Source organism: Streptomyces sp. NPDC044571, assembly GCF_040647115.1.
Classification (GTDB): domain Bacteria; phylum Actinomycetota; class Actinomycetes; order Streptomycetales; family Streptomycetaceae; genus Streptomyces.
On record NZ_JBEZBN010000043.1, the window covers coordinates 40,479 to 55,474 of the forward strand.

The window sequence follows — 14,996 nt, forward strand, 5'->3', positions numbered from 1 at the left end:
CAGTACCCGCCCGCGGCTCGCTTCAGCGGCAGTCCACCAGGTCCAGGACCGCGGCGAGCGCCTGCCGCAGCACGGGCCCGTGCCGCATCGGGACCCGGTCCGCGCCGGGATGCGGACGAACGCCCTGGTCGGCCAGGTAGTACAGCTGCCGCAGGGTGCGCATGGTGTTGGACGCACACACCGGGGCGGGGCCGCGGCCCATGGACCGGATCCCCTCCTCCAGCGGCGGCAGCCAGCCGGTGGCCTGCTCCCCGGTGAGCCCGGGCCGGTTCAGGACCTGCGCCAGCGCGAGGGCCAGCCGGTCGTCCTCCTGCTGGTCGAACACATACGGGGTGGGCGCGAGCAGCCGCGCCGCGCCGAGGCCGAGCATCCGTACGGGGTCCACCTCCGGGCGCAGCCCGAACGCGGCCAGCAGATCGGCGCCGTGCGCGACCGCGTGCAGCCAGCCGAGGGTGTCGTCGTGGCCGCGCAGGTCCTCCTCGGCCACGTACCAGTGCGCGAAGGCGTCCACCCACGCCGGGCTGAACTCGCCTGCCTCGACCAGCATGTCCAGCACCAGGGGGGCGAACGTGCGGGCCTGGATCCGCGGATCGGCGAAGCGGGCGGCCATCTCGTCGCCGAGGGCCCGCCGGCGCGGTGCGTCGATCACGCCGCGCGCGATCCAGGTCGCCAGGACGGAGTAGGCCGCCCCGTCCCGTACCTCGGGGTCCGAATCGGCCAGTGCCCGCGAGAGCCCGGCGACCAGGTCGTCGAGGTCGTGTCCCTCCGGGACGCCGTATCCGGCGTCTTCGACGGCCTGCCACGTGATCATGACGGCAGAGTACGGAGCCCACACCCGGCCCGCCGGCGATTATCGGCGGGCCGGGGTCCGGCGCCGGGGATCAGACCGCCGGGACGCAGCGGCCGTCTTCCGTGCGGTACTGCCACTTGGCGCCGTCCGCGACGAGTTCCTTGACCGCGCCGACGAACCGCTCGACGTGCTCATCCGGCGTGCCCGCGCCGAAGCTGACGCGGATGGCGTTGAGGGACCGCTCCCCCGGCGCCGCCTCCGGCGCTCCGCATTCGCCCTGGGCCTGCGGTTCGCTGCCGAGCAGGGTGCGGACCAGCGGGTGGGCGCAGAAGAGGCCGTCGCGGACGCCGATGCCGTACTCGGCGGACAGCGCGGCCGCGAAGTGGGAGCTGTTCCAGCCGTCCACCACGAAGGAGATGACCCCGACGCGCGGGGCGTCGTCCCCGAAGAGGGAGAGGATCCGGACCGCCGGGACCTCCGCCAGGCCCTCGCGGACCTTCGCGACGAGCCGCTGCTCGCGGGCGACGAGGCTGTCGAAGCCCGCCTCCGTCAGCGCCCGGCAGGCGGAGGCGATGGAGTAGACACCGATGACGTTCGGGGAGCCGGCCTCGTGGCGGGCGGCCGTGGTGTGCCAGGCCACGTCCACGCCGCCGTCCTGGCGCCGGGCGACCTTGCGGGAGGCACCGCCGCCCGCGAGGTACGGCTCCGCCTGCTGCAGCCAGTCCGCCCGGCCGGCGAGCACGCCCGAGCCGAACGGCGCGTACAGCTTGTGCCCGGAGAAGGCGACCCAGTCCACGTCCAGCTCCTGCACGGAGACGGGGTGGTGCGGGGCCAGTTGGGCGGCGTCCAGGACGATCCGTGCGCCGTGGGCGTGCGCGGCGGCCGCGAGTTCCTTCACCGGCCACAGCTCGCCGGTCACGTTGGACGCCCCCGTGACGCAGACCAGGACGGGGCCGTACGGTTCGCGTGCGGCCAGGGCGCGCTCCAGGGTGTCCACGGCCTGGGCCGGGGTCCGCGGGGCGTTGAGGTAGGTGACCTGGGCGTCGCGCCACGGCAGCAGCGAGGCGTGGTGCTCGGTCTCGAAGACGAACACCTGGCAGCCGGAGGGGAGTACGGCGGCGAGCAGGTTGAGGGAGTCCGTGGTGGACCGGGTGAAGACCACCTGGTCGGCGGGCCGGCAGTCGAGGAACTCGGCGACCGCGGCGCGGCTCTGCTCGAAGAGGTCGGTGGACAGCTGGGAGAGGTAGCCGGCACCGCGGTGCACGCTGCCGTAGTAGGGCGCGTACGCGGCCACGTCGTCCCAGACCCGCTGCAGGGCGGGGGCACTGGCCGCGTAGTCGAGGGCCGCGTAGGTGACCTCGCCGCCGGTGACCAGGGGGACGGTGACGTCCCGGCCGAGGACGGGCAGCGGTTCGGCGCAGGCGGGGTCGACGGCGGTGGCGGCAGCGGTGTTCAGGGATGCGGACATGGCGGTATCTCCCGGCAGGCAAGGCGGAATGGCTTCGGCGTGCCCGTACGCGGGTACGGCTCGGCGGCCGTCCGGGGTACGGGGAGGTCCTCGGACGACGGGGGGCACACGGAAGTGGCCTGGTCCGAGGGGTGAAGAAGGGGCGGATTCGCCCTATCGCATTCGCTTGCTCACGGAAAACGCTCCTCGATGGACCAGGACCCCTGGTGTCGAGGGATCCGCGCTTGCCGTAGGCCTTGCTGCCTACGACCTGGTCATCACCCGGGGCACCCCGCCACGGAAGGAGGGTTGCCGGACAGCAAGCCGGGGCCTAAACGCTGTCACTCGTGACCTGGTCAGCATCCTGCCACAAGATCCTCCACGCGCAAGGCCCCGGTCCACATGCCGGACCGGGGCCTTGGCTCAAAAACGATCACGCCTCATGCGTTGCTGGCGGCCACCCAGCGCTCAAGCGCCGCCCGGGCGGCGCCCGAGTCGACCGACTCCGCCGCGCGGGCGAGCCCGGCCCGCAGCTGCTCCTCCAGGGAGCCGGTGCCGGGGTCCAGGGCGACCAGGGCGGCCGCCGAGTTCAGCAGGACGGCGTCGCGGACCGGGCCCGTCTCGCCCGCGAGCAGGCGGCGGGCGACGTCGGCGTTGTACGAGGCGTCCGCCCCGCGCAGCTGCGATACGTCGACCAGTTCGATGCCCACGTCCCGCGGGTCGAAGGGCTGCTCGTCCACCCGGCCGTCGCGCACCCACCACACTCGGGACGTGGCGGTCGTCGTCAGCTCGTCCAGGCCGTCGTCGCCGCGGAACACCAGCGCCGAGGAACCGCGCTCGGCCAGTACGCCCGCGACGATGGGGGCCACCCGCGCGTCGGCCACGCCCGTGGCCTGCGCCCGCACCCGCGCCGGGTTGGTCAGCGGTCCCAGGAAGTTGAAGGTGGTCCGGATGCCCAGTTCCTTGCGGGCCGCGGCCACGTGCCGCAGCGCCGGGTGGAACTTCACCGCGAAGCAGAAGGTGATCCCGGCCTCCTCGGCGACCTGCACCACCCGCTCGGGCGGCAGGTCCAGGTTGACGCCGAGCTTCTCCAGCACGTCCGAGGCCCCGCTCGCGGAGGACGCGGCCCGGTTGCCGTGCTTGACGACCTTGGCGCCGGTGCCCGCGACCACCACGGCCGACATGGTGGAGATGTTGACCGTCTTGGCCCCGTCACCGCCGGTGCCGACGATGTCCACGGTCCGGCCGGGCACCTCGATCAGGTTGGCGTGCTCGTACATGGTCCGTACGAGGCCGTTGATCTCCGTGACCGTCTCCCCCTTGGCCCGCAGCGCGACCACGAAGCCGGCGATCTGGGCGTCGGTGGCCTCTCCACGCATGATCCGGTCCATGGCCCACGCGGTGTCCTCGGCCCGCAGGTCCTGGCCGCCGAGCAGGGCGTCGAGGATGCCCGGCCAGCTGCGGGCCGCCACGCTGTCGCCGCCTGCCGGGGTCACAACGTTCATGGTCCGCTCCTGAAGGTCCACGTCGAATGGGAAGGGCTTCAGCCTATCCAGCCCCGCGGGACGGCAAAGAGCCCCGTCCAGACCCTGGACGGGGCTCTCGCCGTGGCGACACCAGGACTGACCGAAATCAGTCCCTCAAGCGGGATCAGTGGTGGCCGTGGCCGCTCTGGATCTCCTTGTACTCCTCCACCGTGGGCTTCGGAATCTGGTTGTCCTCCGCGTAGAAGCCCTTGCTGAGCTTCGCGCGGAGCTTCTGCATCCGGCCGATCTTGCGCTCGACACCGTTCTCGTCGACCGTCGGGCCGATCTCGACCGGCTTGTACTGCTCGTGCGCGGTGAGCGTGTGCAGTGCGCCCTGCGAAAGCGGCTCGTGGACCTCGATGAACTCACCGTGCGGCAGGCGCTTGATGATGCCGGTCTCGCGACCGTGCAGCACCTTGTCGCGGTCCCGGCGCTGGAGGCCGAGGCAGATCCGCTTGGTGGCGATGAAGACCAGGACCGGGACGGCGAAGAAGCCGATCCGGACGAACCAGGTGATGTTGTTGATCGAGAGGTGGAAGTACTGCGCGAACATGTCGTTTCCACCGCCGACCAGCAGCACGATGTACTCCGCGATCCAGGCGGCACCGAAGGCCGTACGGGTCGGGACGTTGCGCGGGCGGTCCAGGATGTGGTGCTCGCGCTTGTCGCCGGTGACCCAGGACTCGATGAACGGCCAGACGGCGATCGCGCCCAGCACCAGCGGGAAGAGCAGCAGCGGAACGAACACGCCCAGGACGAGCGTGTGGCCCCACAGGTTGATCTCCCAGCCGGGCATGGCACGGATCAGGCCTTCCGGCATACCCATGTACCAGTCGGGCTGCGCACCGGTGGACACGTGGTCCGGGCGGTACGGGCCGAGGGCCCAGATCGGGTTGATCGAGGCGATCGCCGCGATGGCCGCGATCACACCGAAGACCAGGAAGAAGAAGCCTCCGGCCTTGGCCATGTAGACCGGCAGCAGCGGCATGCCGACGACGTTGTTGTTCGTCTTGCCGGGACCCGCGAACTGGGTGTGCTTGTGGTAGAAGACCAGGATCAGGTGTGCCACCAGCAGGCCCAGCATGATGCCGGGCAGCAGCAGGATGTGGATCGAGTAGAACCGCGCGACGAAGTCGCCGCCGGGGAACTCGCCGCCGAAGAGGAAGAACGACAGGTACGTGCCGACGATCGGCACGGACAGGATCGCGCCCTCCATGAAGCGGACACCGGTGCCCGAGAGCAGGTCGTCCGGCAGGGAGTAACCGGTGAAACCGGTGAACATGCCGAGGACCAGCAGCAGGAAGCCGAAGATCCAGTTGACCTCGCGCGGCTTGCGGAAGGCGCCCGTGAAGAAGACGCGCATCATGTGCACGACCATGGCCGCGACGAAGACCAGCGCCGACCAGTGGTGGATCTGCCGGATGAGCAGACCGCCGCGGACGTCGAAGCTGATGTCCAGCGTCGAGGAGAAGGCCTCGGACATCTGGACGCCCTGCATCGGCACGTACGAGCCGTGGTAGACGACCTCGTTCATGCTCGGGTGGAAGAACAGGGTCAGGTACACACCCGTGAGGATGATGATGATGAAGGTGTAGAGGCAGATCTCACCGAGCATGAAGGACCAGTGGTCCGGGAAGATCTTGCGCATGTTCGCCTTGGCGAGGCTGTAGATGCCCAGGCGGCCGTCCGCCCAGTCGGCTACGCGCTCGCCCTTGGAAGGCGCCGTGCGCTTCGTGTCAGTGGCAGTGCTCATCCGCGCTCCCAGAATGCAGGACCGACGGGCTCCTCGAAGTCGCCGAGCGCTTCGAGGAAGCCTTCACCGTTCACGCCGATCCGCAGCTGCGGAAGCGCGTGGCCGGCCGGGCCGAAGATGACTCGGGCGCCGTCGGAGAGGTCGAAGGTGGACTGGTGGCACGGGCAGAGCACGTGGTGCGTCTGCTGCTCGTACAGGCTGATCGGGCAGCCGACGTGGGTGCAGATCTTGGAGTAGGCCACGATGCCCTCGTGGGACCACTCCAGCTCCTGCTTGTCCTTGATGTCCTCCGGCTTGATCCGGACGATCATCAGGGCGGCCTTGGCGATCTGGTTCTGGAAGTCGTGCTGGGTCTCCTCCAGGCCCTCGGGCATGGCGAAGGTCAGCGACCCGACCTGGACGTCCTCGGGACGCAGCGGCTCGTTCGTGTTCTGGTTGATGAGCAGCTTGCCCTTGGCCCACAGGGTCTTGCGCAGCTTGTCCTCGGGCAGCGGGCCCAGGTCGCGCATGATCACCACGGCGGACAGCGGCAGCAGGGCCAGCGCGCCGAGCATGGTGTTGCGGATCAGCGGGCGGCGGCCGATGGCGGACTCGTTCGCACCGTCGGCGAAGTCCTGCATCACCTTCGCCCGGACCTCCGGCGAGGCCCCGATCGGGTGGCGCTCGTCGGCGACCTCGACGTCGGACATCAGGGTGCGGGCCCAGTGGACCGCGCCCGCGCCGATGCAGAAGAGGGCGGTGCCCAGCGTGAGGCCCAGCGCGAAGTTGAGCCCGCTGACCTTCCCGAGCGGGAAGATGTACACGATCTTCTCGATCGGGATGGCCACGTAGGAGACGATGAAACCGATCGTCGCCAGCATCGACAGCGTGAACAGCATCGCCACGGTGCGCTCGGAGCGCTTCGCGGCCCGCTCGTCGATGTCCTGGATACGCGGCTTGTGGACCGGCAGGCCGGGGTCGGCGAACGGGTCGTCCGCGACCGCTACGGCGCCGTGGTGCGCGTCGCCCTGCTCGCTCGGCAGGTGCTTGTCTTCGGGAATGTCTTGGCTACTCATGACTTCTTGGCCTTAGCGGTGTGGGCCGCGACCCAGACGGCGACAGCGATCAGCGCACCCAGAGCGAAGATCCAGCCGAACAGACCCTCGGAGACGGGGCCGAGGCCACCGAGCTTCAGGCCGCCAGGGCTGACCGACTTCTCGCCGTTCACGTTCTGGAGGTACGCGATGATGTCCTTCTTCTGCTTCTCCGGCATCGTGCTGTCGGGGAAGGAGGGCATGTTCTGCGGGCCGGTGAGCATGGCCTCGTAGATGTGCTTGGGCGAGACGTCCTCAAGGTTGGGAGCGTACTTGCCGTTCGTCAGCGCGCCGCCCTCGCCGGTGAAGTTGTGGCACTGCGCGCAGTTGTTGCGGAACAGCTCGCCACCCTTGGCGACGTCGGCGCCCGCCGGGTCGTACTGCTTCTCGGTCGGCCTGATCGGGCCGGCGCCGAGGGAGGCGATGTACGCGGCCAGCTGGTCGATCTGAGCCTGGGAGTAGATGACCGGCTTCTTCGGCACCTGGGCGCCGGGCTGCTGGGCGGGCATGCGGCCCGTGCTCACCTGGAAGTCGACGGCCGCGGAGCCGACGCCGACCAGGCTGGGGCCGTCAGTGGAACCCTGACCGCCGGTTCCGTGGCAGCTTGCGCAGCCCACGGCGTAGAGCTTCTTGCCCTCCTCGATGGCGAGGGACTGGGCGGTTTCATCGGCCTGCGCCTTGCCCGCAGGGGCGAAGGCGGCGTACAGCCCCCCAGTGGCCGCCAGCGCGAGGAGTAGAACGACGACCGCCGCCAGCGGATGGCGTCGTCGTGCGGAGAGCTTTTTCACGGATTACCCCGGTGTCAGGATCTTCTGCGTCGGTGTTTCTGGATGAGTGCCGGGTCGGGCCCGGCGACGTGTTCGCTACTTGATCAAGTAGATCGTCGCGAAGAGGCCGATCCAGACGACATCGACGAAGTGCCAGTAGTAGGACACGACGATGGCCGACGTGGCCTGTTCGTGGGTGAACCTCTTGGCCGCGTACGTCCGGCCGAGGACCAGCAGGAAGGCGATGAGACCGCCTGTCACGTGCAGGCCGTGGAAGCCGGTGGTCAGGTAGAACACCGTGCCGTACGGACCTGACTTGAGAGACATGCCCTCGTGCTTGACCAGCTCGGTGTACTCGAACACCTGGCCGCCAATGAAGATCGCACCCATCACGAATGTGATCACGAACCACGACCGGAGCTTCTTCACGTCACCGCGCTCTGCGGCGAAAACGCCGAGCTGGCAGGTGAGGGAGGAGAGCACCAGGATCGTCGTGTTCGTTGCCGAGAAGGGCAGGTTGAGGGCCGAAGCCTGCTCTGCCCAGTACTCGGGACCCGTCACGGATCGCAGGGTGAAGTACATCGCGAAGAGGGCCGCGAAGAACATCAGCTCGGAACTCAACCAGATGATGGTTCCGACGCTGACGAGGTTCGGCCGGTTGACCGTCGGGTGCGCGTGCCCGGTATCTACTGTCGTTGCTGTCGCCACGACCGACATTATGTCGGTCGCTTATCCCGCCCTCACCCCGGGGGGTGCCGTTCGGAGTGTCAGGGGCGTGTGCAAGGCCCGAACGGCCCATCAGAGCGGCCCTCCGCGTGGCACGGGCGAGGGTGCGCGAACCGATGTTGACACCGGGTCGGACGGAGTAGCATCCCGCGCATCATCAATGTGTTTCACGGCACCGTGGAGGAACGAAATGCAGTCGACTGCACGGGTTCTGGTCTACAGCGACGACGCGGGCACGCGGGAGCAGGTGCGGCTGGCGACCGGTCGCAGGCCCGCTGCGGACCTGCCGCCGGTCGAGTTCGTGGAGTGCGCCACGCTGCCGGCCGTTCTGAGCGAGCTGGACGCGGGCGGGATCGACGCGTGCGTGCTGGACGGTGAGGCGGTTCCGGCCGGGGGCATGGGGGTGTGCCGGCAGATCAAGGACGAGATCTTCCGCTGCCCGCCCGTCCTGTTGCTCATGGGGCGCCCGCAGGACGCCTGGCTGGCCACCTGGAGCCGCGCGGACGCGGCGGTGACCCTTCCGGTCGACCCGGTGGAGTTCGCGGACGCCCTGGCCCGCCTGCTGCGTTGCCGGCTCTCGCTGGACGCGTAGCCCGTACGAGTGGCCCGTGGGGGTCCCCGTACGGGGCATTGCGCGGCGGGGCCCGCCCGAGTGGGGCAGGCCCCGCCGGGGCCGCTCAGACCTGGGGGCGCAGACGGGCCTGGTCGACGGGGTTGTGGTTCACGTGGGTGCCCTTGAGCAGGGCGCTGCCCTGGCGCCAGTCCTTCCAGTCCACGTTCCAGTCGCCGAAGCCGTTTCCAAACGGGGCCATGTCCTCGCCGATGCTGTTGATCACCTTGACGACGTCGCCCTCGGTGATGTTCTCGAAGAACCAGGCGGCGTTGCCCGTGCTCATGCCGGTGCAGCCGTGACTGACGTTCTCGTATCCCTGGGAGCCCACGGACCACGGGGCGGCGTGGACGTATTCACCACTCCAGGTGACGCGCGTGGCGTAGTAGACGGGCAAGTCGTAGTTCTCACTGCCGCCGATGCCGACGGTGTCGCCGCGCATCCGGACGAAGTACTGCTTGCCGAGCACCACCTTGACTCCGTTGCGGGTGGAGAAGCCGGGCTTTCCGGTGGTCACCGGAATGGTGTTGATCACTTCTCCGTTGCGCTTGAAGGTGAGGGAGTGGGCCGCGGCGTCGGTGATGGCCTCGACCCGGTCGCCGATCTCCAGCTTCAGCGGCTTGCTCGCGGCCCCGTTGAGGTCGTCGGTGATCCTGACCCCCTCCAGGTTGCTCCGCAGCGAGACGGTGGAGTGGGCCGGCCAGTAGTCCTTCGGCCGGTAGTGGAGGGTCTTGTCGTCCACCCAGTACCAGGCGCCCTCGACTCCCGGCGAGGACTCGACGACCAGGCCGCGCTCCACGACGGCGCGGGCGGCCTTGTCCTTGACGGCCTCGCTGAGTTCGGCCGTGAGGGGCTGCCCGACGCCGTACCTGCCGGCCTGGGGACCGAGCTTCACCTGGAGCAGCGCCTTGGACGGGGTGGTGTCGAAGGTCATGGTGCGCTGGCCGGGGGCGCCGCGCTGGTTCTCGGTGCTCACCGTGACCGTGTAGCGGGTACCTGCGGCCATGGAGGCGGTGCTGTGCCAGCGGTCGCCCTTGGCGGACAGTTCGCCCGCGAGACGGCGGCCGTGGGTGTCCACGGCGGTCACGTCGGTGATGCGGGCGCCGTGCCCCTTGGTGGTGACCTCCAGGGGCCGCTTGGGGTCGACGGGGCGGCCGCCCGAGGGCTGGTTGATGGCGACCTGGTCGCCCGCGTCGTACGGGCGGGCTGACAGCGGGTTGTCGCCGGACCCGCATGCGGTGGCGCCGGCACCGAGGGAGGCGACCAGCACGGAGCTGCTGATGACCGTCCAAAGACGCGGTGAGTGCTTCATGGAGCCAACGCTATGAAGGTATGAGCATTACGGCGCGCGGGGTGACTGCAAACGAGGGGCCCGGACTCCTCTGTTCGAGGTGTCCGGGCCCCAGGTGTCATGCACGGGTACCGCTACTGGTTGGCGTTCTCACCGCGGTAGTACTCGTACACCCAGCCCCACAGGCCGATCAGGATGATCGGGGCCGAGAAGTACATGAGCCACCAGCCGAAGATGACGGCCATGAAGGCGAGCGCACCGCCGATGCCCAGCGAGAGCGGCTGCCAGCTGTGCGGGGAGAAGAACCCCAGCTCGCCCGCCTCGTCGGCGACGTCGGCCTCCAGGTTGTCCTGGGCCATCTCGTCGACGCGCCTGGCGGTGAAGGCCAGGTAGTAGCCGATCATGACGCTCAGGCCGAAGGCCAGGAAGAGCGCGGTGGTTCCGACGGGCTCCTTCGACCACACGCCGTACACGACGGCCATGATCAGGATGAAGAAGGAGAGCCAGAGGAACATCTTGCCCTGGATCTTCACTTGCCGGCCTCCTTGCCACCGGTGACGGCCTTGGTGCCGGCGTGGTCCTCAAGGTGGTCGAGGGCCGCGATCTCCGGGTGGTGCAGGTCGAACGCCGGGGATTCGGAACGGATCCGCGGCAGGGTGAGGAAGTTGTGCCGCGGCGGCGGGCAGGAAGTCGCCCACTCCAGCGAACGGCCGTAGCCCCACGGGTCGTCGACCTCGATCTTCTTGCCGTACTTCGCCGTCTTCCAGACGTTGTACAGGAAGGGCAGGATCGACAGGCCCAGCAGGAACGAGCTGATGGTCGAGACCGTGTTCAGCGCGGTGAAGCCGTCGGCCGCGAGGTAGTCCGCGTAACGGCGCGGCATGCCCTCGGCACCCAGCCAGTGCTGCACCAGGAACGTGCCGTGGAAGCCGATGAACAGCGTCCAGAAGGTGATCTTGCCGAGGCGCTCGTCCAGCATCTTGCCCGTGAACTTCGGCCACCAGAAGTGGAAGCCGGCGAACATCGCGAACACCACGGTGCCGAAGACGACGTAGTGGAAGTGCGCGACGACGAAGTACGAGTCGGAGACGTGGAAGTCCATCGGGGGCGAGGCCAGGATGACGCCGGTCAGACCACCGAAGGTGAAGGTGACCAGGAAGCCGATCGTCCAGAGCATCGGGGTCTCGAAGGACAGCGAGCCCTTCCACATGGTGCCGATCCAGTTGAAGAACTTCACACCGGTCGGGACCGCGATCAGGAAGGTCATGAAGGAGAAGAACGGCAGCAGCACACCGCCGGTGACGTACATGTGGTGGGCCCACACGGTCACCGAGAGGCCGGCGATCGCGATCGTCGCACCGATCAGACCGATGTAACCGAACATCGGCTTGCGGGAGAAGACCGGGATGATCTCGGAGACGATGCCGAAGAACGGCAGGGCGATGATGTACACCTCGGGGTGTCCGAAGAACCAGAAGAGGTGCTGCCACAGCAGGGCGCCGCCGTTGGCCGGGTCGAACACGTGCGCACCGAACTTGCGGTCGGCCTCCAGCGCGAAGAGCGCGGCGGCCAGCACCGGGAAGGCGAGCAGGACCAGGACACCGGTCAGCAGCACGTTCCAGGTGAAGATCGGCATGCGGAACATCGTCATGCCCGGAGCGCGCATGCAGATGATCGTGGTGATGAAGTTGACCGAGCCGAGGATCGTGCCGAAGCCGGAGAAGGCCAGACCCATGATCCACATGTCGCCGCCGATACCGGGCGAGTGCACCGCGTCGGTCAGCGGGGTGTAGGCGAACCAGCCGAAGTCGGCGGCGCCGTTCGGCGTGAGGAAGCCGCCCACCGCGATGGTCGAGCCGAAGAGGTACAGCCAGTACGCGAACATGTTCAGCCGCGGGAACGCCACGTCGGGCGCGCCGATCTGCAGCGGCATGATCCAGTTCGCGAAACCGGCGAACAGCGGGGTGGCGAACATCAGCAGCATGATCGTGCCATGCATGGTGAACGCCTGGTTGAACTGCTCGTTCGACATGATCTGCGTACCCGGACGGGCCAGCTCGGCGCGCATGAAGAGCGCCATGATCCCGCCGATGAGGAAGAACACGAACGAGGTGACCAGGTACATCGTGCCGATGGTCTTGTGGTCGGTAGTGGTCATCCACTTCACGACGACATTGCCCGGCTGCTTGCGCCGCACCGGCAGCTCGTTCTCATACGAGTCGGCGGCGGCACCCTGAGATTCGTTGAGGATGCTCACAGTTTGTTCGTCTCCGCATTCCGGGCCGGGTCGGTCTGCTTGATGCCGGCCGGGAGGAAGCCGGTCTGCCCCTTCTCGGCCAGTTCCTTCAGGTGTGCCCGGTATCGCTCGGGCGAGACGACCTTGACGTTGAAGAGCATCCGGGAGTGGTCGACGCCGCAGAGCTCGGCGCACTTGCCCACGAAGGTGCCCTCCTGCGAGGGCGTCACCTCGAAGACGTTGGTGTGACCGGGGATGACGTCCTGCTTCATGAGGAACGGAACCACCCAGAACGAGTGGATGACGTCGTTCGACGACAGGATGAAGCGGACCTTCTCGCCCTTGGGCAGCCAGAGGGTCGGCCCCGGGTTGCCGGTCTGGAAGTTGCGGTCGCCGGGAACGCCCTTCTCGTAGACGCCTTCGGCGCCCGCGGGGAATTCCTTGGTGAAGCGGTCCGGGATGGCGGCGAGCTCCTTGGGAACCTCACCGGCCTTCGGAGTCCCACCGTCGCCGTCGACGTTCTCGACGTAGTTGAAGCCCCAGCTCCACTGGAAGCCGATCACGTTGATCGTGTGCGCCGGCTTGGCGGAGAGGGAGAGCAGCTTCGACTCGTCACGCGCGGTGAAGTAGAACAGCACCGAGACGATGATGAGCGGGACCACGGTGTACAGCGCCTCGATGGGCATGTTGTACCGGGTCTGCGGAGGGACCTCCACCTTCGTCCGGCTGCGCCGGTGGAAGATGACGCTCCACAGGATCAGGCCCCAGACCAGGATGCCCGTGATGAGAGCGGCCGCCCACGACCCCTGCCACAGGGAGAGGATGCGAGGCGCCTCCTCCGTGACCGGGGTGGGCATTCCGAGGCGGGGGAAGCTTTTCCAGTTGTACGAGCAACCAGTGGCGGTCGCCAGGACCACGCCCGCAGTCAGCGCCTGCAGCAGCTTCCGCCGCATCGGGCGCCGCGGCGAGCGGTCGGAGCCGTAGGGACTCACGTAGCGCCTTCCCGAGAGTCTCGGCCCGCGCGGCCGGCCGCGGCCGTATTCGGGTCGGTCGCCGGCCCTGACGCAGGCAGGGGTTTGGATGTTTATGCGGACCAAACCCTACTGGACGCTATTTGGGGTCGCGCGGGGAGGGTGCCCAACGCGCCGCTACGGCCCCCGAAGGGATGGATCCGCCGTACGGGGGACGGCCCAACACCCCCTGGACGGCCGCCTGCGGACCCCATCTGACGGCCCCTGACCTCGAACGGCGCGCCCCGCCGTCCCGCCCGTCGCCCGACCACCACCCCGCCAGGGCGTGCTGCGCACGACTCCTCCTTTACGGTGACCGGATGCCGTACTTCGACACCGCGTCCGCCGCCCCCCTGCACCCCGTGGCCCGCCAGGCGCTGCAGGCAGCCCTGGACGAGGGCTGGGCGGACCCCGCCCGGCTGTACCGGGAGGGCCGGCGCGCCAGACTGCTGCTGGACGCGGCCCGGGAAGCGGCCGCGGAGGCGGTGGGCTGTCGCCCCGACGAGCTCGTGTTCACTCCTTCGGGGACGCACGCGGTTCACTCGGGCCTCGCGGGAGCCCTCGCCGGGCGCCGACGCGTCGGCGGTCATCTGGTCGTATCGGCGGTCGAACACAGTTCTGTACTGCACGCGGCGGCGGCGCACGAGGCGGCCGGGGGGACGGTGACGGAGGTACCGGTGGACCGCACGGGCGCGGTCTCCGCGGCCGACTACGCCTCTGCCCTCGGACCGGCCACCGCCCTGGCCTGCCTGCAGTCGGCCAACCACGAGGTGGGCACGGTGCAGCCGGTGGCGGAGGTCGCCGAGGTCTGCGCGGCGGCGGGGGTGCCGCTGCTGGTGGACGCGGCGCAGTCGCTGGGCTGGGGGCCGGTGGAGGGCGGCTGGTCGGTACTGACGGCCAGCGCCCACAAATGGGGCGGCCCGGCGGGGGTCGGCCTGCTGGCCGTCCGCAAGGGCGCCCGCTTCTCACCGCAAGGCCCGGTGGACGAGCGGGAGTTCGGCCGCTCCCCCGGCTTCACCAATCTCCCGGCCGTCGTGGCGGCGGCGGCCTCGCTGCGGGCCGTCCGGGCCGAGGCCGACGCGGAGGCGGAGCGGCTGCGGGTCCTGGTGGACCGGATCCGGCGGCGGGTGGTCCGGCTGGTGCCGGACGTGGAGGTGGTCGGCCACCCCGAGCGGCGGCTGCCGCACCTGGTCACCTTCTCCTGCCTCTACGTCGACGGGGAGAGCCTGCTGCACGAGTTGGACCGGGCGGGGTACTCCGTCTCGTCCGGGTCCTCCTGCACCAGCTCGACCCTGACCCCGAGTCACGTGCTGCGGGCGATGGGGGTGCTGTCGGAGGGCAACGTACGGGTCTCCCTGCCGGCGGGCACGACCGCGGAGGAGGTCAACGGCTTCCTGGAGGTCCTGCCGGGAGTGGTCGCCGGGGTGCGCGGCACGCTCGGCGTGACGGAGCCGGTGGAGGGCGGGCCGGTGGCCGACTCCCTGGAGATCGACGCGCTGGGCCTGCGCTGTCCGCAGCCGGTGATCGAGCTGGCGCGCGTGATCGGCTCGGTGCCGGTGGGGGGCACCGTCACCGTCGTCTCGGACGACGAGGTCGCCCGCCTGGACATCCCGGCGTGGTGCACGCTGCGCGGCCACACCTACCTGGGCGAGTCCCCCCGCCCCCCGGGCACGGCCTACACGGTCCGGCGCCGGCGCAGCTCTCCGGAGGACCGGCCAACGTATTTTTCATCCGCTGCCGGCCCGGGCACGGTCACGTGCCTCCCTG

General features: G+C 69.3%; 13 protein-coding genes and 1 riboswitch. Of the genes, 2 read left to right on the plus strand and 11 right to left on the minus strand.

The annotated features are described in order from the left end of the window. Positions 1-22: 22 nt before the first annotated feature. From AB0B01_RS22340 to AB0B01_RS22370, 7 genes are all read right to left on the minus strand, one after another. Entirely contained in the window at positions 23-811 is a 789-nt protein-coding gene (locus AB0B01_RS22340; RefSeq protein WP_361721751.1) for a DUF2785 domain-containing protein, read from the minus strand. A gap of 70 nt (positions 812-881) precedes the next feature. Beyond that, a complete protein-coding gene (locus tag AB0B01_RS22345; RefSeq protein WP_361721754.1) occupies positions 882-2,258 on the minus strand; it encodes an aminotransferase class V-fold PLP-dependent enzyme in 1,377 nt (458 codons plus the stop codon). Positions 2,259-2,473: 215 nt separating this feature from the next. Next, positions 2,474-2,590: riboswitch (SAM riboswitch) on the minus strand. An 87-nt stretch (positions 2,591-2,677) separates the two neighbouring features. Next, positions 2,678-3,742 (minus strand): anthranilate phosphoribosyltransferase, encoded by a 1,065-nt coding sequence (gene trpD, locus AB0B01_RS22350; protein WP_361721757.1) that lies wholly within the window; start codon positions 3,740-3,742, stop codon positions 2,678-2,680. Positions 3,743-3,887: 145 nt separating this feature from the next. Then, on the minus strand, positions 3,888-5,516 hold the full coding sequence (locus AB0B01_RS22355; RefSeq protein ID WP_361721760.1) for a ubiquinol-cytochrome c reductase cytochrome b subunit: 1,629 nt from the start codon (positions 5,514-5,516) through the stop codon (positions 3,888-3,890). Next, positions 5,513-6,571: a Rieske 2Fe-2S domain-containing protein gene (locus tag AB0B01_RS22360; RefSeq protein WP_361721763.1), complete on the minus strand. Its 1,059-nt coding sequence runs from the start codon at positions 6,569-6,571 to the stop codon at positions 5,513-5,515. Before AB0B01_RS22360 ends, AB0B01_RS22355 begins: the two co-directional genes overlap by 4 nt. Next, positions 6,568-7,377, minus strand: a complete 810-nt coding sequence (locus AB0B01_RS22365; RefSeq protein WP_361721766.1) for a c-type cytochrome — start codon at positions 7,375-7,377, stop codon at positions 6,568-6,570. The genes AB0B01_RS22360 and AB0B01_RS22365 overlap by 4 nt, the downstream gene beginning before the upstream one ends. Before the next feature lie 75 nt (positions 7,378-7,452). Further along, on the minus strand, positions 7,453-8,073 hold the full coding sequence (locus AB0B01_RS22370; RefSeq protein WP_356853362.1) for a heme-copper oxidase subunit III: 621 nt from the start codon (positions 8,071-8,073) through the stop codon (positions 7,453-7,455). 199 nt (positions 8,074-8,272) lie between these two features. On the opposite strand from AB0B01_RS22370, the gene AB0B01_RS22375 reads away from it, so the two are divergent. Further along, complete coding sequence (locus AB0B01_RS22375) at positions 8,273-8,674, plus strand: hypothetical protein (protein ID WP_361721769.1); 402 nt, start codon at positions 8,273-8,275, stop codon at positions 8,672-8,674. 85 nt (positions 8,675-8,759) lie between these two features. On the opposite strand, the gene AB0B01_RS22380 is transcribed toward AB0B01_RS22375, so the two are convergent. The 4 genes from AB0B01_RS22380 to coxB all read right to left on the minus strand — a co-directional run bounded on the left by AB0B01_RS22380 (position 8,760) and on the right by coxB (position 13,211). Further along, complete coding sequence (locus AB0B01_RS22380; protein WP_361721772.1) at positions 8,760-10,004, minus strand: Ig-like domain-containing protein; 1,245 nt, start codon at positions 10,002-10,004, stop codon at positions 8,760-8,762. Between the two features lie 113 nt (positions 10,005-10,117). Continuing rightward, positions 10,118-10,516 (minus strand): cytochrome c oxidase subunit 4, encoded by a 399-nt coding sequence (locus AB0B01_RS22385; protein WP_361721775.1) that lies wholly within the window; start codon positions 10,514-10,516, stop codon positions 10,118-10,120. Continuing rightward, positions 10,513-12,240, minus strand: a complete 1,728-nt coding sequence (ctaD, locus tag AB0B01_RS22390; RefSeq protein WP_361721778.1) for a cytochrome c oxidase subunit I — start codon at positions 12,238-12,240, stop codon at positions 10,513-10,515. Before ctaD ends, AB0B01_RS22385 begins: the two co-directional genes overlap by 4 nt. Further along, positions 12,237-13,211 (minus strand): cytochrome c oxidase subunit II, encoded by a 975-nt coding sequence (gene coxB, locus AB0B01_RS22395; protein WP_361721781.1) that lies wholly within the window; start codon positions 13,209-13,211, stop codon positions 12,237-12,239. The genes ctaD and coxB overlap by 4 nt, the downstream gene beginning before the upstream one ends. Before the next feature lie 338 nt (positions 13,212-13,549). Between coxB and AB0B01_RS22400 the strand changes: the two genes are divergently transcribed. Beyond that, on the plus strand, positions 13,550-14,996 hold a 1,447-nt coding region (locus tag AB0B01_RS22400; protein ID WP_361721784.1), incomplete at its 3' end, for an aminotransferase class V-fold PLP-dependent enzyme.